24 protein-coding genes are annotated in these 24,330 nt (G+C 46.1%); 9 read left to right on the top strand and 15 right to left on the bottom strand.

Features of this window, described 5'->3' with window-relative positions; translation table 11 throughout:
- Positions 1-173: 173 nt before the first annotated feature.
- Positions 174-2,018 carry a polysaccharide biosynthesis/export family protein gene (locus tag QUB24_RS14560; protein WP_333153866.1) on the top strand — a complete coding sequence of 615 codons (1,845 nt, stop codon included), beginning with the start codon at positions 174-176 and terminating at the stop codon, positions 2,016-2,018.
- 202 nt (positions 2,019-2,220) lie between these two features.
- On the opposite strand, the gene larE is transcribed toward QUB24_RS14560, so the two are convergent.
- The 5 genes from larE to fraC all read right to left on the bottom strand — a co-directional run bounded on the left by larE (position 2,221) and on the right by fraC (position 6,677).
- Positions 2,221-3,048: an ATP-dependent sacrificial sulfur transferase LarE gene (gene larE, locus QUB24_RS14565; RefSeq protein WP_333153867.1), complete on the bottom strand. Its 828-nt coding sequence runs from the start codon at positions 3,046-3,048 to the stop codon at positions 2,221-2,223.
- Between the two features lie 136 nt (positions 3,049-3,184).
- A complete protein-coding gene (locus QUB24_RS14570) occupies positions 3,185-4,006 on the bottom strand; it encodes a Uma2 family endonuclease (RefSeq protein WP_333153868.1) in 822 nt (273 codons plus the stop codon).
- A gap of 162 nt (positions 4,007-4,168) precedes the next feature.
- Positions 4,169-4,942: an ABC transporter permease gene (locus tag QUB24_RS14575; protein ID WP_333153869.1), complete on the bottom strand. Its 774-nt coding sequence runs from the start codon at positions 4,940-4,942 to the stop codon at positions 4,169-4,171.
- Between the two features lie 212 nt (positions 4,943-5,154).
- The gene (locus tag QUB24_RS14580; RefSeq protein ID WP_333153870.1) at positions 5,155-6,153 is read right to left on the bottom strand and encodes a DUF5357 family protein; all 999 of its coding nucleotides are present in this window, start codon (positions 6,151-6,153) and stop codon (positions 5,155-5,157) included.
- Positions 6,154-6,158: 5 nt separating this feature from the next.
- On the bottom strand, positions 6,159-6,677 hold the full coding sequence (gene fraC, locus QUB24_RS14585) for a filament integrity protein FraC (protein ID WP_333153871.1): 519 nt from the start codon (positions 6,675-6,677) through the stop codon (positions 6,159-6,161).
- A gap of 227 nt (positions 6,678-6,904) precedes the next feature.
- On the opposite strand from fraC, the gene QUB24_RS14590 reads away from it, so the two are divergent.
- From QUB24_RS14590 to QUB24_RS14610, 5 genes are all read left to right on the top strand, one after another.
- Complete coding sequence (locus QUB24_RS14590) at positions 6,905-8,038, top strand: cob(I)yrinic acid a,c-diamide adenosyltransferase (RefSeq protein ID WP_333153872.1); 1,134 nt, start codon at positions 6,905-6,907, stop codon at positions 8,036-8,038.
- 280 nt (positions 8,039-8,318) lie between these two features.
- A complete protein-coding gene (locus QUB24_RS14595; RefSeq protein ID WP_333153873.1) occupies positions 8,319-8,495 on the top strand; it encodes a hypothetical protein in 177 nt (58 codons plus the stop codon).
- 6 nt (positions 8,496-8,501) lie between these two features.
- Positions 8,502-10,487 carry a calcium-binding protein gene (locus tag QUB24_RS14600; RefSeq protein ID WP_333153874.1) on the top strand — a complete coding sequence of 662 codons (1,986 nt, stop codon included), beginning with the start codon at positions 8,502-8,504 and terminating at the stop codon, positions 10,485-10,487.
- Between the two features lie 370 nt (positions 10,488-10,857).
- Entirely contained in the window at positions 10,858-11,193 is a 336-nt protein-coding gene (locus QUB24_RS14605) for a DUF6883 domain-containing protein (protein ID WP_333153875.1), read from the top strand.
- Positions 11,194-11,203: 10 nt separating this feature from the next.
- A complete protein-coding gene (locus QUB24_RS14610; RefSeq protein WP_333153876.1) occupies positions 11,204-11,458 on the top strand; it encodes a DUF4926 domain-containing protein in 255 nt (84 codons plus the stop codon).
- 137 nt (positions 11,459-11,595) lie between these two features.
- On the opposite strand, the gene QUB24_RS14615 is transcribed toward QUB24_RS14610, so the two are convergent.
- The 4 genes from QUB24_RS14615 to petN all read right to left on the bottom strand — a co-directional run bounded on the left by QUB24_RS14615 (position 11,596) and on the right by petN (position 13,179).
- Positions 11,596-11,784 (bottom strand): CsbD family protein, encoded by a 189-nt coding sequence (locus QUB24_RS14615; protein ID WP_333153877.1) that lies wholly within the window; start codon positions 11,782-11,784, stop codon positions 11,596-11,598.
- Between the two features lie 369 nt (positions 11,785-12,153).
- Complete coding sequence (locus tag QUB24_RS14620; RefSeq protein ID WP_333153878.1) at positions 12,154-12,402, bottom strand: DUF167 domain-containing protein; 249 nt, start codon at positions 12,400-12,402, stop codon at positions 12,154-12,156.
- Positions 12,399-12,998 (bottom strand): DJ-1/PfpI family protein, encoded by a 600-nt coding sequence (locus QUB24_RS14625; protein ID WP_333048100.1) that lies wholly within the window; start codon positions 12,996-12,998, stop codon positions 12,399-12,401. The genes QUB24_RS14620 and QUB24_RS14625 overlap by 4 nt, the downstream gene beginning before the upstream one ends.
- A gap of 91 nt (positions 12,999-13,089) precedes the next feature.
- A complete protein-coding gene (gene petN / locus QUB24_RS14630; RefSeq protein WP_071883976.1) occupies positions 13,090-13,179 on the bottom strand; it encodes a cytochrome b6-f complex subunit PetN in 90 nt (29 codons plus the stop codon).
- 82 nt (positions 13,180-13,261) lie between these two features.
- Here petN and QUB24_RS14635 point away from each other — a divergent pair, with 82 nt between their 5' ends.
- A complete protein-coding gene (locus QUB24_RS14635) occupies positions 13,262-13,780 on the top strand; it encodes a hypothetical protein (RefSeq protein ID WP_333153879.1) in 519 nt (172 codons plus the stop codon).
- 149 nt (positions 13,781-13,929) lie between these two features.
- On the opposite strand, the gene QUB24_RS14640 is transcribed toward QUB24_RS14635, so the two are convergent.
- The 6 genes from QUB24_RS14640 to QUB24_RS14665 form a co-directional block, all read right to left on the bottom strand.
- The gene (locus QUB24_RS14640; RefSeq protein WP_333153880.1) at positions 13,930-14,604 is read right to left on the bottom strand and encodes an SDR family oxidoreductase; all 675 of its coding nucleotides are present in this window, start codon (positions 14,602-14,604) and stop codon (positions 13,930-13,932) included.
- Between the two features lie 170 nt (positions 14,605-14,774).
- On the bottom strand, positions 14,775-15,386 hold the full coding sequence (locus QUB24_RS14645) for a class I SAM-dependent methyltransferase (protein ID WP_333153881.1): 612 nt from the start codon (positions 15,384-15,386) through the stop codon (positions 14,775-14,777).
- A 332-nt stretch (positions 15,387-15,718) separates the two neighbouring features.
- Positions 15,719-16,762, bottom strand: coding sequence for a biotin synthase BioB (gene bioB / locus QUB24_RS14650; protein WP_333153882.1), 1,044 nt, complete (start codon positions 16,760-16,762; stop codon positions 15,719-15,721).
- Positions 16,763-16,779: 17 nt separating this feature from the next.
- Positions 16,780-18,084, bottom strand: coding sequence for an adenosylmethionine--8-amino-7-oxononanoate transaminase (bioA, locus tag QUB24_RS14655; RefSeq protein WP_333153883.1), 1,305 nt, complete (start codon positions 18,082-18,084; stop codon positions 16,780-16,782).
- A gap of 224 nt (positions 18,085-18,308) precedes the next feature.
- Positions 18,309-19,721 (bottom strand): adenylate/guanylate cyclase domain-containing protein, encoded by a 1,413-nt coding sequence (locus QUB24_RS14660; RefSeq protein WP_333153884.1) that lies wholly within the window; start codon positions 19,719-19,721, stop codon positions 18,309-18,311.
- A 381-nt stretch (positions 19,722-20,102) separates the two neighbouring features.
- The gene (locus tag QUB24_RS14665) at positions 20,103-21,572 is read right to left on the bottom strand and encodes an adenylate/guanylate cyclase domain-containing protein (RefSeq protein WP_333153885.1); all 1,470 of its coding nucleotides are present in this window, start codon (positions 21,570-21,572) and stop codon (positions 20,103-20,105) included.
- Between the two features lie 398 nt (positions 21,573-21,970).
- On the opposite strand from QUB24_RS14665, the gene QUB24_RS14670 reads away from it, so the two are divergent.
- Positions 21,971-22,720: a class I SAM-dependent methyltransferase gene (locus tag QUB24_RS14670; protein WP_333153886.1), complete on the top strand. Its 750-nt coding sequence runs from the start codon at positions 21,971-21,973 to the stop codon at positions 22,718-22,720.
- 145 nt (positions 22,721-22,865) lie between these two features.
- The gene (locus tag QUB24_RS14675; RefSeq protein ID WP_333153887.1) at positions 22,866-24,224 is read left to right on the top strand and encodes an FAD-binding oxidoreductase; all 1,359 of its coding nucleotides are present in this window, start codon (positions 22,866-22,868) and stop codon (positions 24,222-24,224) included.
- The last annotated feature ends 106 nt before the right edge of the window (positions 24,225-24,330 follow it).

Raw genomic sequence — 24,330 nt, forward strand, 5'->3', positions numbered from 1 at the left:
CACTTTCTTTACAAAAAAGGGGCAAAATAGTTAAGTGCGATCGCACAATTTTTATGCTTGCACCTGTGGATTTTGGAGCGAAGCGAGGCTACACTGGACAGCAGGGAAAATAAACTAAAATCCACTAGCTAAATTGCTCTTGTTCAATGGCAGGCTGCCACCAGGAAAGAAAGATGAAACATACCATTCAAACCGCTACAAGTCTGAGTTTGTCAGCACTCCTGGTGCTATTGAGTTCGCTGCCCAGTATAGCTCAGTTGCCTGCCGTCAGAACTCCTGCAGGCACTCCTAACCCAAACAGGCCGAGAGTACCGCCGCCACCACCTCCGGGTTCGAGTTTGCCGGGGAGCGGAAATTCTGGTTCGCTGACACAAGAAGCAGCTTATACTTTAGGATCGGGCGATCGCATTGCTTTAGAGATATTCGGCGTCCCTGAATTCAGCAGAGAATATCAAGTGTTAGTTGACGGGACGCTCAATTTGCCAATCATTCGCAGCGTCTCAATTCAAGGGTTGACGCTGCAACAAGCTGCTAATGTGATTACCCAGCGATACGAACCCTTCATCAATGTTCCCGTTGTTACCGTAACTCTGATCGTCGCTCGCCCCCTAAATATAGGTCTTGCAGGTGAAGTTACTCGCCCGGGTTCCTACAAGATTAATCCCACTAGAGAAGGAGGAGGAGTAAAATTCCCGACTTTGATGGAAATGCTGCAACTTGCACAAGGGGTGACATCAGCAGGAGATATGCGAAATGTCCAAATTCGTCGTCCCCGCAGAGGCGGGCAGGAGCAAGTTACTAATGTTGATTTGCAGGATTTTTTAGACACAGGAAATTTGCGTCAAGACGTTACCATTCGAGATGGAGATACAATTTTTGTACCGACAGCAAGGGCCCTTAATACTCAAGAAGTTCGTCAAAGAGCCAGTGCTAATTTTTCCGCTGATATTACTAAACCAATTGGCGTGGTAATTGTCGGGGAAGTAAACCGGCCGGGGCCTTATACTGTATTTGCTTCGGATGTGCGATCGAGCAACCAACAAACAGACTTGGCTTTTGTATCTATCGACCAACAGCAAGGAGCAGTTGTGGGCTTACCAACGATAACTAGAGCATTGAAAATTGCTGGTGGTATCACTACAGAAGCTGACATTCGCCGAGTGCAAATCCGCCGCCGAGTCAGAGGTGGCAATGAACAAACTATCATGGTAAATCTGTGGGATTTGCTGCAAAAAGGCGACGCAACTCAAGATATTTTGCTGCAAGAAGGAGATAGCGTAATTATCCCGACAGCAGCTACTGTAGACTTGGCTGAAGTTTCTCAAGTCGCAACTAGCAGTTTTTCTCCGAACGCGATTAGCATCAATATTGTAGGAGAAGTAATTAGGCCCGGGGCTTTGCAGGTGCGGCCGAGTACATCCCTGCACCAAGCTTTACTGACAGCAGGCAGTTTCAATCAATTGCGGGCTAAAAAAGACAAGGTAGAACTATTGCGATTGAACCCCAACGGTACTGTTTCTCGTCGCACGATCGAGGTGGATTTTGCTCAAGGGTTGAATCCTAATAATAACCCAACTCTCCGCAACAACGATGTGATTCTGGTAGCGCGATCGGGCTATGCTAGGGTAGCAGACAATATCAACAGATTCTTGCAGCCGATCACCGGAGTGGCCACTGGGATAAGCGCTGTTAGCGGCGTTTTTACTGGGTTTCAAGCAACTATCAACGCTTTTGAAAACTTATTTTTGGGAGGGGATTTCCAGCGGCGAAATCAGATCAGACAGCTTCGCGAACAACGTGAAGACAGACTGCTAGACAGAGAGCTACAACGTGAAGACAGACAGCGGCAAGCTGAAGACAGATTGCTGCAACTTGAAGACAGACGCTTGCAACTCGAAGACAGACAGCGGCAAATAGATCTTGAGAATCAGCAGCTTCTGATTCAGCAGCAGCAACTTCAGCAGCAAAATCAGCAGCAGCAAATGCAGCCACAGCAAATTCAGCCAACTACTCCTTGATAAGACTCGGGCGTTGAAAGTTAGCCACCCTCTTTATGAATCGGCGGTTGAAACCGCTGCATAGAGTCAAACTTTCGTCCGAGCAAAGGGGGGCTAAGAAATAAAGGGGGTATTAAAACCGGATTTGCTATTACATGGCACATCCCAAATGTAAGGCAAACATCCTAGGCGTTTCATACCGTAAATCAGCAACGCCAATTAATCAACCTTTCCTTCCCAACAATTCCGGCTGCAAAACCTGATTTAATTTGCCGCTGCGAAACCCCTCCAAATCCAAAGTCGCGTACACAAAACCAAACTCCTGAAACACCGCCACCAATGCAGGCAAATCCGTATTTAGCACAAACTCCTGGATCTCCTCTGCCGGTAACTCAATGCGCGCCGTATCTCCGTCCGATCGCACTCGCAGATTTTTCAGTCCCAACTGCCGCAAATACCGTTCAGCGCGCCCCACTCTTTGCAACTTTCCAACGGTGATTTCTTCGCCGTAAGGAAAGCGCGAACTCAAACAAGGTTGAGCCGGTTTGTCCCACCAAGGCAAACCCAATTCTTTTGCCAATTGCCGCACTTCAAATTTAGTGATTCCTACTTCTGCTAAGGGCGATCGCGCGCCGCGTTCCTTCGCAGCCTGAATCCCCGGACGGTAATCCTTTAAATCGTCACCATTAACCCCATCAACCACATAAGGATAACCCTTTGCTAGTGCTAGGGGTTTCAAAGTATCGTGCAGTTCGCTTTTGCAGAAATAGCAGCGGTTAATTGGGTTAGAAGTATAATTGGGATTTGCCATTTCCTGAGTTTCTACTTCCTCGTGGGCAATGCCAATTTCTGCTGCTTGAATCCGCGCATCTTCTAAATCTTCTGGCAGTAAAGACGGGGAAACTGCCGTCACTGCCAAAGCGCGATCGCCCAATACATCAAAAGCGATTTTTGCCACCAAAGTGCTGTCAATTCCGCCGGAGTAGGCAATCAAAGCCCGTTCCATTTGTGCAAAAATATTTTTTAATTCTTCAAGTTTTTCTGTTAACATAATTTCACCTTTTTTTTACCAACATATAAGTAAGAAAGCCAACTCAAGAAAGAAGGATGAAGAAAGCATATCTCGATCGGGTTCTCTTTTTCCCTCGAACCTATTCTTTCTTCCGACTTCCATCGGACTTCTAATGCTATTCGGGATCGATACCGAGGGCTGCCAATCGAGCCAAAAGTTCTTGATTTCGCTGTCTTTCCTGTTCCAGCAGCGTCTCGGCTAACTCTTGGTCTTGCTGTTGGCGATCGGCTCGCTGGCGTTCATTTTCGGCTCGCTGGCGTTCATCTTCTGCCCGCTGGCGTTCATTTTCTGCCCTTTCTTCCGGCCACAAAAGCGGTTCCCCGCCCTCCGTCCACCAGCGCAGCCAATATCCGGTTCTACCTTCGCGACTTCCCGGCCAAACTCCCAAAAATAGATTTAATCCAGGTATTAAATAACAGCCGTTTTCATCAGGATTTTGATTGTCATAACGCTCGGATTCAAGCGCATAAACTTCTATTCTGCCTGTATGGGGCCGAAAAATGACATAGCGAGGAACTTTGATTACTTGTTCGTAAAAAAACCACTTGCCGATTTCTTCTGTGTGTTCGACAGAGTATTCGTCGCCGTAAGTAGCTGATAGAAATTCCATCACTACAAAAGGCACTGTTCCTTCGGTATGAGGCGTGTAACTGCGGCGGGGATAGTTGTGAGGCCTCTTTTGAACCGGCTGCACGTACATCCAGTCTGGGGCTTTGCAAATAGTGCGATCGTCCACAGCAGCGCACAAAGCAAAATTAGAAACTATGAGTGCGTCTTGCATTAGTTCCGGGGAATCCACTACAGACTGGCGCAAACCGTTAGAGATTAAAGGATGTTCTATATCATCCACCGGGTCGTCTGGTAGGATGAAATCATCGGGTAGCAGAGGCCAAGTAATCTTGATCTGCGATATCGGTTTGTGAATTATAGTAGTCATAAGTCACCTCATTTTACCAATAAAAGTTTGAGTTTTAGTCAAGATTGGCGATCGATAACCTTCTCTATATCTTAGCGCGCTAAGTCGATAATAAAATTGGTTTGTAGTAAGGACTTTAGTCCTCACTACAAACAATTAGCCTGAAGTTACGGAAGGCGGCTTTTAAAATTCCCGGCGGGAAAATATGGCGATCGCAATTGACAACAGCAGCACCACATACAGCAAACCGTAGCCAGCATCTGTAATCAAACCTGCCAAGTAAGGAACTTGTCCGTAAACAGCATCGTTTCTCAAATTGAATCTGGCTAAATCCGGCAAAACCAGATAAAGTCCCATCATCAATTGTTCAAGACCAGGATTTTTAGTTAACTTGCCCAAAGCCACTAAATCCCGCGTCGAATGTCCCATTAAATAAACGCCCAATGTCAGTAAAGTTGCCAACAGCGAACTGCTGAACACCCCAAATAAAATCCCGACACTGGCCATGAGACAGAGCTCAAACCAGACAAACAACGAAGCGATTAAAATGCTTTCCAAAGGGAAAGGAATCCGGCTCAAACTCAGAATAGCCAGATAGATAACAGTCATTGCTGCTACAAGCACCGCCAGCACCGCCGACAGCCCTAAGTGCTTGCCCACAATTAACTCAGCCCGACTTATCGGCTTGGCCACTAACAGATAAACAGTCCGCTTTTCAATTTCTTTGTTGACCAGTCCGGTAGCGACAAAGACTGTGGCAATTAGACCGAGAATGCTCATAGCAGCCAAACCGACATCTAAGATAATTTTATTTTCGGTTGTCGCTGCCAATTCCGGTATCAACCGTACCGAGGCGCCCATCAACAGAGCAAAAATAATAATTAAGTAAAGGATGCGATCGCGAATTACTTCCCAAAATACATTGGTCGCGACTGTCAAGATTCTTCTCAAATTCATCTAGTTATTAACCCGCTGGAAACTTTCGCCATACTTTAGTATAAGGAAGAAGGAAGAAGGAAGAAGGAAGAAGGAAGAAGGAAGAGGGAAGACGGAAGAGGGAAGACGGAAGAAAGAGAGAAGAAGGAAGAAAGAGGATTTTTTCCATCTCCCACTCTCAGACTCTCCCACTCTCCCGCTATACCGATCGCAATTAGTTAACAGAGACAGAATCAAACTTGACTGTCCCCCGCCGTTCCATCTTTTTTCTGTCCGGGTTGAGAGCGTTTTATCGCATCGCAGGTTACAGTCGCCCTATTGGCTATCTGGAACACCTCGCAAGATTTGGTAAACGAATATATTTCCGGTCTAAAAACCACTCCCAGCCAAGTTGCCTCCATCTCTAACTGATAGCGAGACTCTCCTTGGACGATCGAAGTTTTGACATCCCACCTCCCATCTTCTGGGACTACCCCAGTTGTTTTTAAGGCTTGATTCCGCAGAAAAAATCGCTCGTTGTCAATATCTATTAACATTTGCTCTACTTGCGCCCACGGTTTTGTGCGGGCTTCATTTTGCAGGTATCCCTCCATTGCATTGAGGATGACAACTCCTCGGGATCGATTAATAGTTGGCCGTTGAAATGTCACCACATAATCGCTTTGCCTTAAATCCTGAGATAAAACGCTGGGATACTGTTGTATCCAACCTTGAATTAAAAAGTGAAAAGCAAACCAACAGGAAAACAGCAGGTGAACTAGAGTAATCATCAAAAACTGAGGGCGCACCAACGACCTGATACCTTCCCGTTTTGACTCACTATTCCAAATCTCTATTGTCGCCAGAATTACTACTGCTATAAGTGGGCCAGCTATCCATGCTATTTCCTTCCTATCCGACGGCAATCTTATCAGTAACCACAAGCCAATTAAGATGCTTGTCACCCACGGACTCAGACTTACTCCTTTAATCACAAAAGGTTGCTGGCTGGTCAGCAAACCCATTGAAAGTGTAAATAATAACCAGCTCATATCAAAAAGCAGAGTTCTCGTCCGCCAGTCAGTTACGGCTGCCACTGTCAGCAAAGCTAAAAAGATGCTGAGTAGTAAAGGAGTCTTCCAGTGAACAACTTTAGGCGGAATCATCGCCTTTTGGATTTTTTTATTGGTTTCCCAAAGGTTGTTTGTCAGCTTAGTGAGTTGCTGAGTGGCATCAAAGAATTGCTTCATCATAAATTTCAATAGACGCTTTGCAAAAACAACACGGTTAAAATAACGAGATTGCTAACAGTGTGGGCGATTAAAATTCCCCCAAACTGGGTAGTTACTTGAAAAGTTTTTTTGGGAGGACGGCGGGTGAGGGTGGGCGGCCCTAAAAACTGAGGTTTAGAAGCTTTTTTATTGCCGGAAACCATGTTGTCTATGAATTCTAATCCCTGCCATTTAGCTAGAAAAGTTACTGCTAATACGGAGAGTGCTATCATAGTTATTGGAGCGTAAACATTATCCCCACGTCCTAATAAAATATAACCGATAAGCTGTTCCCGCAATTCTTTGCTAAGAACGCTTTCAATGCCGAAGAAAACTAACCAGCCTACGCAAGTGCAAGAGAGATTGAGGATGGCTGTATATTCAATGCTGGTTTTGGGGCCTAGTTTAAGTAGTTTTTGCAAAAACCACGATTCGATCGCGATCGCCAAAAACATAATTAAAATTTGCACCAAAACAGTCCGAAATGGGAAAACACTCGCAATCATAAGCCTTTAGGTATATCAGTCCGTGTTAAATTTTAATTGTACAGCACAAACGGAATAATCTTAACCGAAGGTGTGAGCACCTGATTGCGTTAGATCGCTGCTTAAAAGATTGGGGGTTAGGACTTATCGTATAATCTGTTGAGATCCGCCAACAGAATGGAAAAATTAAACATTCAAGGCGCGCGATCGAATACCCACCCCGATACAGACTCAAACAACTGCTGATTATGGTAAGGAATGGCATTGGTATTCGGACAGCCTCATCCCGCTCGGAACGCGCCGCGGGTCAGATTCACGTCTACGACGGCGCTGGTAAAGGCAAGTCTCAGGCAGCTTTGGGAGTAGTGTTGCGCTCGATCGGGCTGGGTATCAATTCTGACTCGCCCACGCGAGTCTTGTTGCTGCGCTTTCTCAAAGGCCCCGGCCGCTCCTACGACGAAGACGGGGCAATAGAAGCCTTGCAACGGGCATTTCCGCACTTGATCGACCAAGTGCGTACCGGCAGAGCCGAATATTTTGGGGCCGAAGCAATCACCCGCTTCGATCGCGCAGAAGCTCAGCGAGGCTGGGATATCGCCAAAGGAGCGATCGCAAGCTCGCTCTATTCCGTCGTGGTACTAGACGAACTAAACCCCGTATTGGACTTGGGTTTGCTGCCTGTTGACGAAGTAGTCCAAACCCTCAAAAACAAACCAGAATATTTAGAAGTCATCGCCACAGGCCGAGCGGCACCCGAAGCTTTGCTGGAGATTGCCGACTTACACTCAGAAATGAAGCCCCACTATCACCCGGCTGCGGCAGATCATCATATTTCCGGTATCGAAATATACACGGGAGCGGGGAAAGGCAAGTCTACGAGCGCTTTGGGCAAAGCTTTGCAGGCAATAGGTAGGGGTATCAGTCAAGACCAATCTCACCGGGTGTTAATCGTGCAATGGCTCAAAGGAGGCACCGGTTATACAGAAGATGCGGCGATCGCAGCTTTGCGGCAAAGCTACCCGCAGCTAGTAGATCACCAGCGGTGCGGCCGAGATGCTATAGTTTGGCGGGGGCAACAGCAAGAGCTAGACTGCATCGAAGCAGAACGCGGCTGGGAAATCGCCAAATGTGCGATCGCCAGCGGCTGGTATAAAACGATTATTCTCGACGAACTCAATCCCACAGTAGACTTAGAACTGCTGCCGGTAGAGCCGATCGTCGAAGCCCTGCTACGCAAGCCGCGGGATACAGAAATTATTATCACCGGGCGCTGCCACAAACCCCACGCTTACTTTGACTTGGCAAGCGTACACTCCGAGGTATACTGTCACAAACACTACGGCGATCGGGGCGTAGAACTAAAGCGGGGCGTAGACTTTTAAAGCCCGGAGCGGTACTCGGTTCAATCCGGGTCAGAATTATTAAATGACGGCCCTGCCTGGAAAACCGGAAATTGCCACAAAGCCTTGTTAGCAAGTAACGAATCTCCCAATTTCCCTCGTCTTCCCGATCACCCAGATCTGCCTTTTTTAATCTTTAATTTCCTCCCCCGGACGCGATCCCCGACCGCTAATCCAGAATGGAACATTAAGAATATGAGCCGCGTCTTATAGAGCGTGAGCACCTGAGACAGTGCACCAGGATTATTAAAGGGTGAAGACTTTGAAAATAAAAGCTTACAAGCAAAAAAACCGCGAGGGAGAAAGTCTAGACAGGGTTAACGCCAGTAGGCTAGACTTGCGGCTGGCAAACAGGTTAAACTACAGCGGAATCCAAACATTCGGTGTTCTAGGCAGTGTCTGTAGTCGCACCAGCGATGACCAACAAGTAGAGGAGTGAAGCTTTATGACAACGTTAAATGACGATTCTAATCAACTAGATTTAAACCTTCCGGGACTGGGCCCGGATACAATCTTCGCCGGAGGCGGGGCGGATTTCGTTAGAACTTCCACCCTGGGCGGCAGCTTAATATTTGGCCAAGCCGATAACGATACTCTGATTTCAGTTGGCCCGAACGATACACTGTACGGCGGCGAGGACGAAGACTCAATCAGATCCCAGCGGACTCCGGCTTTGCTGTTTGGCGACTCCGGCAATGACACCATAGTCGCTGAAGCCCGCGCTACCATATACGGCGATGAGGGAGAAGACTTCCTCCAAGGTACTGTCGAAGCTAACCTCATGTTTGGTAATGAGGGCGCAGATACGATGCTGGGAGGGGCGCAGAGAGGAGATTCCCTCTACGGCGGTAAGGACAATGACGCGATCGGCTTCTTCATCGCAGGCGGTGGCAACAACCTCTCTTTAGAGGGTGGTTTGGGTATTGGCTTCGCTGGGAATGAAGGCAGCAACTACTTGCTGGGTGATTTGGGCGACGACTTGGTTGTAGGTATCAATGTAAGAGACACTCTCTTTGGCGGTAAAGGCAACGACACCCTAAAAGGTGTGGCCAGCAACAGCTACCTGTCGGGCGATCTTGACGACGACATCTTAGTCATTACCAACAGTACGCAAAGCAGCCCATTTACTTCCTCCGTCATCACGATCGGCATTGAGAGAACCAGCTTGATTGGCGGTGGCGGCAACGATTCTCTCACCGGCGGTATCGGGGAGTTTGGCGGCGGCAGAAACTTCTTTGAGGGCGGCGACGGTAACGACACGATCACGGTTTTTGCCACGCAGGATACCGCTTTGGGAGGTGCAGGCGACGACTTCATCGTCTCGGCGTCGGTGCCGAATGTAATTTCGAGCGTAGGCGCCTCCAGTTCATTTCCCGGCTTCGCGGGTCGCAACTCGCTCGACGGTGGAGTAGGCAATGACACGATCGTTGCAGCTTTTGCGACTGATACAATGATCGGTGGTGAAGGCAACGACAGCCTGAGCGGTACCTTTACTAATGCAGGCGGTGGAGATGGCAACGATACTATCAATGCTACCCAGGCCTTTTTTGCTGGTACTGGTACTGCTTTGATTACTCTCGAAGGCGGACTCGGCGGCGATCTGTTAATTGGCTACACCAATCCTACTGGCAGCAGCTTCACCGTCACCAACCTTATGAACGGTGGCGAGGGAAGTGACAGCATCATCTTTGGCAGCGAGCGCGATCGCGTGATTGGCAACGTTGCGGGTAACGACTTCATCTCCTACGCTAGCGGCGTCGACTTTGCCGGTCTTACAGCGCCAAACTTGATTAGCGATACCTTAGGCAGCAACTTCATTACTGGTGGCAACGGCACTGATGTCATCACTACTGGTAGCGGAGATGACATCCTGTTCGGCGACTCATCCAACGCAACATTGGGGGACGATACCTTAAATTCCGGCGCCGGAAACGACACGCTCCTGGGCGGGTTTGGTAACGACTATTTGATCGGCGGCGAGGGTAACGACTCTCTCGGCGGCGGGCCTGATGCTGACACCCTGATTGGCGGATCGGGTAATGACAGCTTCTACTACCAGAACTTCGGCGAGGGCGTCACCATCAATGCCGATGGGACATTTGGTACTAACCCAGACCAAATCGGCGATTTTACGGTCGGCCAAGACAAGATACTCTTGAATAGCAGTGCCTTCGGCTTAGGTAAAGTGAATGGGCCAAGCCGACCGGGTTCCACACAGTTCTTAGTGCTTGACACCGGGACGTACAATGGTCAGGGGAATGCGCAAGCTCCGGGACAAGCAGTCCTTATTTATGAAAATCGACTGAACGTAAACGATAACACGGGTCGCTTGTTGTTCGATCCTGACGGTTCGGGATCCCAGGCAGCCGTTACACTGGCAAACTTCAACGGCAGACCAGGCTTGACGGTGACTGACATTATCCTGATTTAATTTGGGCCAAAGTGGGTGGGGTCGATTCTGAAACATCGCCCTACCAACTCTCAAAACTAATTGTGCTATGTTTCGAGCTGGGGATATCCATCCCCGGCTTTTTTGTGGGCATTGGGAATTGGGCATCGGCCAAACAGGGAATCGGCCAAAAAGCATCTTCGCCAAACAGCATCTTCGCCCTGGGTAGCGGAGGGATCTGGTCGAAAAGTAGAATCTGTAGGTGCGGGTTCACCCATGAATTTTGCCACCCCTCAATAATTTTGATAAACCCGCCCCCCAACTCAAAGACGATATAATTGACATATGAGTAAAAGTCGATTATTGTAGGCGACTAATATTCTCTTTTGTCCTTCAAAAACAGTTATTAATAGTGAAACTGCCCAATGGTCATTTAGCAGATTTAGGCAATAAAATAGAAGAATATTCTCTAAATCCGAATCATCAAGAAGGAAAAAATAAAGCTGTTTTGTTTGCCAGTAAGTTAGGCATTAGCCTAAAAAATGCTGAAATGCTCAAACAGGCTTTAAAAGAAGCTGCTATCAACGAAGATGTTGTTATTCAAAAAAACAATGAATACGGAACACATTACAACATGAAATTCTTGCTGAAAACCGAAGTAGGTGAATCTCTGATTCTAGCAGCTTGGATCGTCCGCTTAGGTGAAAGTTTCCCCAGATTAACAAGTTGTTATCCCGTCAAAAAGTGAGGTAAAAACAATGAAAACAATTAAAGACCTAGATATTGTTGCTTTAACTGAAGATTTAGAAGCCACCCATTTTGAAACAAAACAAATCATTAAATTATATAAAGGACAAGTAGGAACAGTTGTGATGGAATTTGATGGCAGTGCTTTTGAGGTAGAATTTTCTCATCAAGATGGTAGAACTTATGCAATGGAAACCATTCCGGCCACAAAATTAATGCTTTTGCATTATGAATTACTAGAATCTGTAGGGGCGGTTCGCCGATGAATTTTGCCACGCACCAATAATCTTTATAAACCCGCCCCTAGATATTGATACAAATAATTTAGGATCATGATAAAAAATCCCGCCAACATATCGTTGGCGGGATTTAGTAGGCAGGAAACTTGTAGGGAATACTATTACTAAGCTCGGTCTACAATCTCTTTTGCTTTATCTTTGATGTCTTCTTTCAGGTGAATTGCTGATGCTTCATCCTGCTTGGCTTGACCTTCTAATTTATCTTTCTGATTGCCTGTAACTTCGCTAACAGCTTCTTGGATTTTGCCTTCAATATTCTTCGCTGTGGCTTCGACTCTATTTTCAATGTTCATAATTTTTTATTCTAACTCTACAACTCTTAATATATGATTTTCAAGTTGAGTCTGTATCTCTCTTTAGATAGATTTGTTATTAACTTTATAGATATCCGGTAGGGAGACGGCACCGTGCCCTTCTTCGTGTCAACTTAAGCTCAAACCCAGTTAAAGATTGCTGTTTGACTATTAAGGCCAGATCCCCTGGCGCCTAGGGCGGGCACTCTTAGCACCGCCCCTACGAAGGGGGGGGACACGAAGCCTCTTTAAGTCAACCCCTACTCCCCAACAATCAGGGGGATTTAGGGGGATCTAGACTCGACTATAAGCGAGATTTCTCAAGGGTTTTAGTCTTAAGTTGACACGACGAAAGGCACTGCCGTGTCCCTATGGAGAAATATAAGTTGCAGGTTCCATTGGAATTTCCACAAGTTTATTTCGGGAGGAAAGACCGGATTTAATGCCGATCGCAGATTTCGGCACTTTAAACTTTTTCGCCAACAGCATGATTAATTCTTGATTGGCTTTACCCTCCACAGGCGGCGACTTGAGATGTATTGTGAGGGTGCCGTCGGGTTGTTCAGCGATGCTTTGCTGTTTGGAATTCGGTTTAACTTTGACTGTGAAAATAGTCATACTTCGACTTTCTCTGAATGTTCGATCTTCGTTCCCAAAACTTTCAGAAATTCAGCCAGCCAGTTAGGATGTGCTGGCCACGCGGGGGCGGTGACTAAATTGCCATCGACTACGGCTTCGGTAACTGGAACTTCTGTATATTTGCCGCCGGCCCGGAGTACGTCAGGGCTGCAAGCGGGGTATGCGGTACACCGTTTGCCTTCGAGTACGCCGGCGGCAGTTAGGACTTGTAAGCCGTGACAAATAGATGCGATCGGCTTTTTGCTGTTGGCAAAGTAGCGGGTAATTTGCAGCACTTGTTCGTTGAGGCGGATGTATTCTGGGGCGCGTCCTCCGGGGATAATCAAAGCGTCGTAGTCTGCCGGGTTGATTTCGTCAAAAGTCGCGTTTAAAGTGAAGTTGTGACCGGGTTTTTCGCTGTAGGTTTGATCGCCTTCAAAGTCGTGAATTGCAGTGCGAATTGTTTGACCCGCGGCTTTGTCCGGGCAGATGGCGTGGACGGTGTGACCTACCATTTGCAGTGCTTGGAAGGGAACCATTACTTCGTAGTCTTCTACAAAGTCGCCGACTAACATTAATATTTTTTTGGCTGTCATGTTTCCAACTCCTGTTATTTTGATTTGGTTAAATAGGATTTAAAAAAATGCGGGGCAGTTAAAAAGCTTGCCCCGCAAGCTATTCTGGAATCTAGAAACCGTTGCGTCCCCAAATGACCATTGAAATTGAGAAGGAGAACAGAACTAGCACCGAAACCCAACCGAGTGACAAAATATCCATAGCTATTTATTGAACAAACTGTACAAAGTGACTCCAAACCTTATGATAAGTCAATTTGAGCCATTTTTGAAAGGAGGGCGCTGTGAAGGACTCGTCAAATTTTAGTGCGGATGAACGGGTAGAATCTTTGAAGGCAGGGAGTGTTGCTGCTTTGTCTTGTTTGCTGGCTTTTGGGGCGATCGCCCTTGGTAATAGCTTAATTCTAGCGGATAGGTTGGATTCTCTGGCGAGTTTGCAGGTAAGGGAAATTGACCTAAATTTTGCCTTCAGAGGGGCGATCACACTTTTGGGCGGTTTTTTGTTCGGCGTGACTTACCGCTACGCTATCCGTCGCGATACTAATCCGCAGCTTAAATCTGGTGTGGTGTTGGCTTTTGGGTTGGTGCGGGCTTTTGGACAGTTGGATGCTGGATTGTCTTTTGATGCGGGACTTTCTTTTGAGGCGGGCAAGATGCCCGCACTACAAGACTTATTGCCGTTTGCTGTTGGCGGTGTCGAGAGTGTGGTATTGTTTGCGATCGCGGGTTTTGTGTTGGATTGGGCGATCTTCTTCGAGGGCTTCGCGATCGGGCGATCGTGGATTAAGCCTTTCGATTCTTGAGTGTAAAATCTTGCACCATTTTTAGGAACAGGCAAGATGCCTGTTCCACAAAAGTTCAATTTTCTTGTGGGGAGTAGGGGTTGGGCTTCTAGCCCGCCCAAAAAATAAAATTTAGATGCGAGACAGCTTATTTTGCGCTAAACCCGCCCCTAAAGATTTAATACCTCAAATTTTGGATTGCCGTAAAGCATTTGTTTATCTACAGCCGAGAAAACTTTATTGTTAGCAGCCTCAGAAACTAAACACTGACAAACTAGCAGCGCTACATCCGCCCGGTGAATCGTTCCAGAAACTCGAAAATCTTCTGTTAAAATACCGTTGCCTGTGGCAGGTTCCGATTTGAGTCCGCCCGGACGAATCACTGTATAAATCATCCCGCTTTCTATCAAATGATTTTCGGCTTTTTCTTTCTCAATTAAAACCGGGCGCAAAGTTTCTAAAGCTTGGGGCGGCAAAGCGCCGACACTATTACCGCTGCCGATTGATGAAACTAAAATAAATTTTTGCACGCCTGCTTTGACAGCCGCATCAATCAAGTTTTTGTTGCCCAAATAATCGGATAATTCTACATCTTTGGGCAAGCCGCCAATTGTGCTGATTACGGCATGAATTGGCTCACCGCCAGCCATCGCCGCTTCCATAGCTGCTGCATCCAAAGCATCGCCAGTCACGACTTTGATGCCCATTGCTTCTAATTCGGTGCTGGTTGCGGGCGATCGCAAAAGTGCAGTTACTTGCATCTTTTGTGCTGTCAGACATTTGGCGATTTCTAAGCCGACTCCTCGACTAGCACCTGCTAAAAAAATGTGGAATTTCTCTGTCATATTAATTGGGATTTAATTGGTGCAGAAAGTGGTTTATTTGACTGGATATAATTATACAACAATCCTCTGTAAATTTTTCAATTAGTTTTTTTAACCGCAGAGGGCGCAGAGGGCGCAGAGGAAGAGAGGGGAAAGATTCGCAATTCCCGATTCCCAATTTCCCATTTACGTTAGAGTTTTTTGCCCACTATTACTACCCAAGATTGAGCTTCGCGGGGTAAGCCGGGGGGGCGATAGTAGTGATTGACAATTGCAAATCCCGCTTGTTCTAAACAAGGCGCTAAAGTATGATATTCCCATCCGGCTGTATAGCGTTTTCCCGTTGGTCTCTCGTCGTATCCTTCCCAATTTCCCCGGCACATTGACATGACAATTGCACCGCTAACAACTAAGGCTTTGTGCAAATTTTGCAGCACTTTTACCATCTCGTCGCTGGGAACGTGAATCAGGGAAGCATTGGCAAAAATACCGTCAAATTCTGCCTCTGGCAAGTCTAGATTCAGAAAAGATTGTTGCCAAACTTCGCATCCTGACAACTCTTTTGCTATTTCTACAAAAGCTGGAGTTGCATCTAAGCCTACAACTGTGTGTCCTTGGCTCTTGAAGGCTACTAAATCTCGTCCCGGCCCGCATCCTATATCGAGAATTTTACCGGGATTGCGGGGCATGGCAGCGGTCAGTGCGGATCGATTTTGGGATACGTCGTGATGCCAAGTTCCCGATCGGAAAGATTCGGCAGTTAGCTGGTATTCTGCGATCGTAATTTCTTCGCGTTTGTCCACAATTTCCCCCCCCTTGTATGATTTTAGATTTTAGATTTTAGATTTTAGATTGAAGAATGTTAACCGTAGGGACACTCCAAGATCCCATTGGTATCAACTTAATGCTAAAACCATTGATAAATATCGGTTTTACCATAGTCTAGAACCCCCTAAATCCCCCTTAAGAAGGGGAGTAGGGGTTGACTTTGATCAAACTCTTGTCCCCCCCTTCTTAAGGGGGGCTAGGGGGGATCGAACCCTAATAGTCAAACAGCAGGATGGTACTAATTTGACACGCTTTGGGCATTGCCGTGTCCTACTCTATTTCATCCGATTGAAAACTGCTATAAGAGTTACACAACCAGGGTTTTTTGTTCGGATTTGGTAACTGCTGAATCAACTTCTAAGAGAGAACCTTCGGGGGATTCGATCGCAAATCCCGCATCTCGAATCATGTCCCAATCTTGATGGGCAGCTTGTCCGGGAGTTGTCAGATAATCGCCAACAAAGATAGAATTAGCAGGGTAAAGGCCGAGAGGTTGCAGCGATCGCAAATGCACCTCCCGTCCCCCAGCAATCCGAATTTCTTGACTGGGAAGCAAAAATCGGAACAAACAAAGAATTCGCAAACATTGGCGGGGAGTTAACCTGTTCACATCTGCAAATGGCGTGCCAGGAATCGGAATAAAAAAGTTAACCGGCACGCTAGTAACGCCCAACTTGCGAAGCGAAAGGGCTAAATCGATCGCATCATCATCCGATTCGCCCATCCCCAAAATTCCGCCGGAACAAGTTGTGATTCCCGCTGCTTTTACGTGTTCGACGGTTTCAACCCGATCGCCAAAAGTGTGAGTGGTGCAAATGTCCGTGTGATATGATTCGGAAGTATTGAGATTGTGATTTACGCGATCGACTCCAGCTTTAGCCAGCCGATGAGTTTGCTCCTGGCTCAACAATCCCAAACAAGCGCAAATTTTCAGGTTATAATTTGCCTTCACAGTCTCGACAGCATCCAAAACGCGATCGAAAGTAGATGCGCTAGGTTGGCGGCCCGAAATCACCAAACAAAACGTACCAGCTTTTAAATCTGCTGCGCGTTGGGCGGCATCCAGAATTTTCTCCTTAGCTAAAAGCGGATATTTCTCAATTTCCGCAGTCGAAATTTTTGACTGAGAACAATAATGGCAATCTTCAGGACAAAGGCCACTTTGAGCATTTAACAAATAGTGCAACCTGACTCGGTTTCCCCAGTAGTGGCGGCGCACCCGATAAGCTGCGTTTAGTTGTTCCAGCAAAACCTCATCCGGTGCGCGCAATACGGCTAAAGATTGCTCGCGAGAGAGACATTTGCCCGCCAGCGCGTCGTCAGCCAAATCGTTCCAATTGGGTAAATTCATTACTAAAATTAAAGGGTTTACAGAGTATCCAAAACCTGACGAATTACCCGATAAATCGATTCTAGTTCATCAGGAGAAATGCAGTAGGGAGGCATCAAGTAAAGCGTATTTCCCAAGGGGCGGAGCAAAAACCCCGCTTCGAGAAATCTGGCTTTCAATACAGAACCGATGTCATTAAAATAACCGGAAACGCTTTCGGTTTTCACCTCCATTGCTGCGATGGTGCCACAAGTCCGAATCCGTTCTAGTTTAGGATGATTTCTCAGCCATTGATTCAGATATTGGCGGTGCAGTTTTTCCATCCCTTGATAAACATTTGGGTTTTGCTCCAAAAGCTCCATCGATGCTACACTCACCGCACAAGCTAAGGGATTTCCGGTGTAAGAATGACCGTGAAAAAAAGCTTTGTCCCATTCATCTCGCCAGAAAGCTTGATAAATATCCTCTGACGCCATTGTGACAGCAATTGGCAAACAGCCACCAGACAATCCTTTAGACAAACACAGGATATCCGGTGAAGTTCCAGATTTAACCGAGGCAAACAGTTCACCCGTGCGCCCAAAACCCGTCATTACTTCATCGTAAATCAACAATACATTAAACTGGCCCGCAAGTTGTGCGATCGCCCGCAAAAACTCAGGGCGGCACATTCGCATCCCCCCAGAACCTTGCACCAAAGGTTCGATAAAAATTCCCGCATAGCTGCCCTGCTTTAACAAAAACTCCAATTTCTCTAAACTCGCCGCCTCCTTGCTTTCCACCTCATCATCGCCGTCAAAAGTCGCCGGAAAAGGAACAACATCCCCAGCAAACATTAAAGGTGCAAAAGATTCCCACCACAGCGAACTTCTGCCAGCCGACATCGCGCCCACAGTATCGCCGTGATAACCTCCCTCAAAACTAATAAAGCTAGTGCGATTAGTTTCTCCGATATTTTGCCAATATTGAAATGCCATTTTCAGAGCAACTTCAACAGCAGTCGAGCCGTTATCAGAAAAGAAAATACGCGTTAAAGAAGCAGGCGTATGAGTTAGCAATTTACTCGCAAGTTTCTGGGCCGGTTCGTGAGTAAATCCGGCAAAGATTACGTGTTCTAAATTTTGAGCTTGTTCGTAAAGAGCCTCGGCCAGAACCGGATGGCTGTGCCCGTGAACAGTCACCCACCAACTAGAAATGCAGTCGAGAATTTGCCGCCCGTCTGCTAATTCCAGCACCGATCCTTTGCCGCGAATTACCTTCAGCGGCGGGGCCGCCGTTTTCATTTGCGTGAAGGGCTGCCAAATCGGTGAAGTTGAATAATTCTGTTCCTGATTCGCAGTCATTTTTGCCCCGATTACTAATATTAACCTGCCTTTTAATATAGCAATAATAACTCCCATGTGAACTTTTTATTTTGTCTTCTTTCTTATTCTCTTCCTTCGTGTCCTTCGTGTCCTTCGCGTCTTCGCGGTTCGTTCAAAAAAAATCTAGTTTGGTGTCGAGGGCGGCTGCGCTGTAACGTCTGCCGCCATCTCACTTATTCGCGGGCGATGGTTAAAATTGTCAGTTACAATTTTCGACCTTTCAGCAAATAAGTTGTCATAGATCCTTTGCCTTTAACATTAATTTTACCGCGTTTTTCCAACAAATACTTATCGCACAGCAACTCATAAGTGGAGTTACTAACTTGAATTTTACCCGGAAGTCCCTGAGATTCCATGCGGCTTGCTGTATTCACAGCATCTCCCCACAAATCGTAAATAAACTTTTTAGTGCCGATGACACCTGCTACAACAGGCCCAGTATTAATGCCAATGCGGATATTGAGAGGTTGACCGCATTCGTCGCGGAATTTCATAATTTCTTGCTGCATTTCCAGAGCCATTTCGGCAATAGATTCGGCGTGATTTGTACAGGGAAGCGGCAAACCGCCTGCTACCATATAATTGTCGCCGATAGTCTTAATTTTTTCTAAGCCGTATTGTTCGCTTAAGCGATCGAAAGATGAAAATATTTTGTTAAGCAACTCCACTAATTCTTCAGGAGATGTGCGCGAAGATATTTCGGTAAAGCCCACAATATCAGCAAACAAAACCGTAACCTCGGCAAATCCGTCCGCAATATTTATCTGGCCTTGTTTTAGGCGATCGGCAATCATTACCGGTAATATATTTAGTAATAAACGTTCCGACTTTTCTTGTTCGGCGCGCAATACTTCTTCAGCTTGTTTCCGCTGTGCGATTTCCTTGTATACTCGGTGAAACATTTGATTGAATGCGACCATAAGTTCTCCCAACTCGTCATCCCGCTTGACAGACAGAGAGTAGAAATCAGGTTGTTTTCGATCTTTGCTCAAAGCGTCTCCAGCAGCGATCAAGTCATCGCGCAATCTCAAGATAGGTGCAATTACTGTCACCCCTAAAAAGAACATAGTCACAGAAGTGACAAAGGCTGATATAATGATGACTAGAACAGCAACCCGTGCGATAAATGCGTATAGTTCTGGCTGAACCGTGGAAGCATCGTGGCGAACAATTAAGATATAATCGCCTCCCAAATGTCTCTCCGTCCAAGCAATATCGTACCTCTTGTCATCGAAATTGTGATTGTGAACTATACGAGATTTTTTTAGTTGCTCGAAACGGATTTCTGGCGGTTCGCCAAGTGTATATATTAGCTCACCGTTAGCTTGGTAAATAGACAGTCCTAACACTACTTGAGAATCCTTAATAATGTTTTTAACTTCTTCTTGCAAGAAAGTGCGATCGGAAATATCTTGTTGGAGCAAAAACTCTAGGGAATCAACAGTCGCCCGAGATACCTGTTCCAGTTGAGTTAAAAGTTCACTTTCTCGCCGAAAATAAGAGGGAACTAAAATAATTCCCTCTATGACAAGAATGCTAGCAAATACCCACAAAGCTATTTGCCTAGACAAGCGAGATTGGAAAAATTTCAAGAATGATAAAATCCGCGATCGCATAAAATTTACTATTTTGCAAATGGCTAATGTAGGACATAAGAAAAAAAACCGGGTTTCTGGTAATCAATTTTGGGTTTGTCAACGAAGCAAGCGCGCAGAAACCGGGTTTTTCGCATCCCCTGTGTAATTCCTGTAATTGTCAGCACTCAGCAGCCAGCAGCCATTAACTGTTACTTTTTGGCTGCTTGTTGCTGACTAATATCATGTCCGATTGATTAACCATAATATCGCGGTCGGGGCGGGTTTTTCAGATTGTCAATTATTGGCAGGTATTGTTGGCTCACGGGCACCTACGAAAATCGCGGTCGATCGACCGGACATGATATAATGACTGATGACTCTCGACTAACTAGCAGACCCCTTAATAATATAATAAACAAATTAAACCGAAACTGCGCTGACTAGCCTGCCTGCAAGCAGATAAGTATTCATATCGCCCTTGCCTTTGATGTGGATAATTCCTCTGTCTTCAAACAGATACTTATTTCTCAAGATATCGTAAGTTGATTGTGTGACTTGAATCGCGCCGGCAATCCCGTGGGATTCCATGCGGGATGCTGTATTGACGGCATCGCCCCAGAGATCGTAAATGAATTTTTTAGTGCCAATAACCCCCGCAATTGCAGGCCCGGTATTGATACCGATGCGAATGTTAATTCCTGCATGATGTTTGGCATTAAATTTTGCTAATTCCTCCTGCATATCTAAAGCCATTTCCGCAATGCTTTCGGCGTGGTTGGTGCTGGGATTGGGCAAACCTCCGACTACCATGTAAGCATCTCCAATTGTTTTGATTTTTTCCAACCCATACTTTTCCGTTAAACCATCGAAGGCTGAAAAAATTTCGTTGAGAAACTTGAGCAATTCTTCGGGAGATATTTGTGCTGAAAGCACGGTAAAGCCTACGATATCTGCAAACAAAATAGTGACTTCTGCGAAGCCGTCAGCAATACTGCTTTGACCGTTTTTTAGCTTAGCAGCAATGGATTCGGGTAAAATATTGAGCAGCAGGCGATCGCACTTTTCCTGTTCTTTTACCAATTCTACATTAGTTTCTTGCAATTGTGCCGTCCGTTCCCTGACCCGCTGTTCTAATTGTTTAGCATTTTGGCGCAACCTGCTGATAGATAAAGTTAATCCTGTCACCCCTAAAGCTGAAAGTCCTACTAACAGTAAAAACAGGTTTTTAAGTTCACTTTGAGTAGTTTGAGTGATGGTATCGAGAGGTTGAGTAATTTCTAATATCCCCCGCACATCTCCTACTTTCCAATCACTTTTAGGACTGTCGCGGTGAGTATTGTGACAGTTAAGGCAGGTAGAACTTAGAATATCTGCCTCGGCATATCGAAAGGCTGGCTTGCCGCGAAAATTATCAACTCGGAAAAACTTTTGTGTCGGATTTTGCGTCAAATACGTAATAGCTTGCCGTTCAAAATCGTCTCGGACTCCGCCTTCTTCTCGCCGCCAGGGAAACGGGTAGTCGCTGTAGAGACGAAGCGATACTTCGGGATTTTTCTTGGTGATATTTTTTCCGAGTTCTATTAAGAAAGTGGCCGGTACCGGAATTGTTACTTTTGTCGGGTTGTAGTCGTGGGTAAAGTTAATTGCTTTAGCGGCGTTGAGAGGATTGATAACATCGGAACTGTAAAGGGTGCGGGCTTCTTTAACTGCTTGGGCATAGAGGGTGGCATTTTGGAGGGCTTGCGATTCGATTAGGGTGGAGGAAAGACGAGACATATTTGCCATTGCTACTCCTACACCTACACAAAATAAAATTGTCACCGCAAGCAGAATTCGCTTGTAAATTAATTGGCTGATGGCAGCCCGAATTTTAGAAATCAACTGGCGCATGGTATCCTCAAGTGTGAGGTTTAATCTTGATTGGAATTTATGCACTACTAACATAACACTGCTTTTTCAGACTGTTTTGCTGGCGTCCGGGGTAAAGCAAGACTCTCTGGGTGTAACGGAGGGTCAATCGATTTTAGATTTTAGATTTTAGATTTTAGATTTGAAGTATTGACCCCACGGATGAATCCGGGGGCTTGTATCGTGGATGCTTTCGGTTAATTATTGTTTACCGCGAGGGTTTCGCTTATCCGTAAGAATACGCATAACTTTATAGTGGTTTTCTGTTGAGTGAAGTACAGATGATCGGGTAAGGACACGGCGCCGTGCCCTCTCCCTACTTCATGCAATTTTTGCTTTATATCGGTTAGGATAGCAATTGTAGTCTATGGTTGGCGATCGTGAATTCTGACTCTACTGCCTCACCTGCGCGCCACGAAATTTTTCCGGGAGAAGTTTTCGTCAATACTGCCAATTTTGATACCGGCATTCGGCGACTTTTACCTAAATATGACGAAATGTTGGATGTATTAGCAGGCTGCATTGCTAACGCAAACCACCGCATTTTAGAACTCGGCTGCGGTACGGGGGAACTCACTTTAAAAGTTCTCCAACGCTACCCGTCTGCGGAAATAGTGGCTGTCGATTACTCGCCACGAATGCTTGATTTTGCCCGCGCCAAAATAGAGTCGGCAGGATACGCAACCCGGTGGACTGGCATAGAAATGGATTTTGGAGAATGGGCTAACAATCCAAATTTCTCAGGCTTGGGCGATAAATTCAATGCTTGCATTTCATCTCTGGCAATTCACCATCTTGAGGATGAGATGAAGTTGAAATTGTTTCAACGCATTCGCGAAAGTTTAAATGCTGGTGGCTGTTTTTGGAATGCCGATCCTCTTGTAGCAGAATCAGCAGCAATGAAAGATATTTATCAAGCGGCGCGAGAAGATTGGGCGCTAAATCAGGGAGAAACCTTAGCACAAATTCGCGCAAATGTGGGAACGAGTGTCTCTTACGGGTATTCTAATCCCGATCGCCTAGCTACACTTTCGGCACAGTTGGAAATGCTGGCCTCATCTGAGTTTAAGACTGTTGCAGTTCCTTGGAAATACTACGGTATGGCAGTGTTTGGGGGATTTGTTAATTGAAAAAAGCAGTCTTGCAGGCAGAACTTCTATGTGTAGGGTGCACGAATAAGCACCTTACTGCTTAAAGAAACATTGCTGTTAGTATTTTATGTTACTAAGTTCTGCTTGATAAAATATATAATACTGCCAGCATGGAGTAAACAAAATGACTGCAACTGCGATTCAAAGTATTGACTGGGATGCTTTTTCTTCGGAACTATCGGGAATTGAAATAATTAGCGATCGCGCGCAAGTTGTCAAGCTATCTCAAGACTATTATCACTTCAGTCCTGTTTTGCAACCTCTCTTAAGTGATAAAACAGGAGATTTAGTAGTTCGTCCCGCCAGCGAAGCCGAAGTTTTGCGGATTGCTGCTGCCTGCGTCAAATTCAAAATTCCGCTAACAGTCAGAGGTGCAGGAACGGGCAATTACGGGCAGTGCATTCCCCTCAAGGGCGGCGTCATTTTAGATACCAGCAAAATGAACAGTATCCGCTGGATAAAACCGGGTTTAGCTTGCGTAGAACCAGGGGTGAAAATGTCGGTTTTCGACAAACAAGCGCGAGAAACTGGTTGGGAATTGCGGATGGTTCCCTCAACCTACCGCACCGCAACGATTGGGGGATTTATCGGCGGCGGTAGCGGGGGAATTGGTTCGATAACTTACGGGCAATTGCGCGATCGGGGAAATCTTCATGCCGTTCGAGTCGTTACAATGGAAGACGATCCCCGCGTCATCGAATTGCGCGGCGATGAAGTGCAGAAAGTCAATCACGCTTACGGCACAAATGGGATTATTACTGAGTTAGAAATTCCCCTCGCCCCTGCTTATCCTTGGGCGGAAATCATCGTCGCTTTTGACGATTTTATGACCTCGGCCAACTTCGGTCAAGCTTTGGGCGATGCTGACGGAATTATCAAAAAACTAATTTGTGTTTGTGCTTGGCCGATTCCTGCTTATTTTGCTGCTTTCCGCGAGGAGATTCCTGAAGGTAAGCACTGCGCTTTGTTAATGGTAGCTGAATCTTGTCTGGAACCGCTACAAGATTTGGTGCGCGAATATGGCGGCACAATTTGCTATCAAAAAAACGCGCAAGCAGCGAGCAAAGGTGCAGCAATTGCTGAATTTACTTGGAATCATACAACTCTACACGCTCGCAGCGCTGACCCGTCTCTGACTTATTTGCAGACGCTTTTTCCCGCAGATAAAGGTTTGAAATTGATTGAGGAACTGTATAATTATTATGGGGATGAGGTGATGATGCACTTGGAGTTTTTGCGGATGAATGGCAGGGCGATCGCCGCGGCTTTGCAAATAGTTCGCTACACTACGGAATCACGGCTCAATGAAATTATTCGCTATCACGAAGAGCAAGGCGCACTGATTGCTAATCCTCACACTTATATATTGGAAGATGGAGGGATGAAAAGTATTAATGTGGAACAGTTGCAGTTTAAAGAGTTGGTCGATCCTTACGGTTTGCTTAATCCGGGTAAAATGCGGGCGTGGTTGGAACGGGATTAAGGGTGATGGTTTTTAGATAAGATTCGGATCTTGAAATTGCTGCTAGACAAACGAAGTCCGCCTAAGCGCTGGCTTCGCTCACGCGGACTGAGAAATGAGCAAACAG

This window comes from Microcoleus sp. B9-D4 (assembly GCF_036705105.1).
Classification (GTDB): domain Bacteria; phylum Cyanobacteriota; class Cyanobacteriia; order Cyanobacteriales; family Microcoleaceae; genus Microcoleus.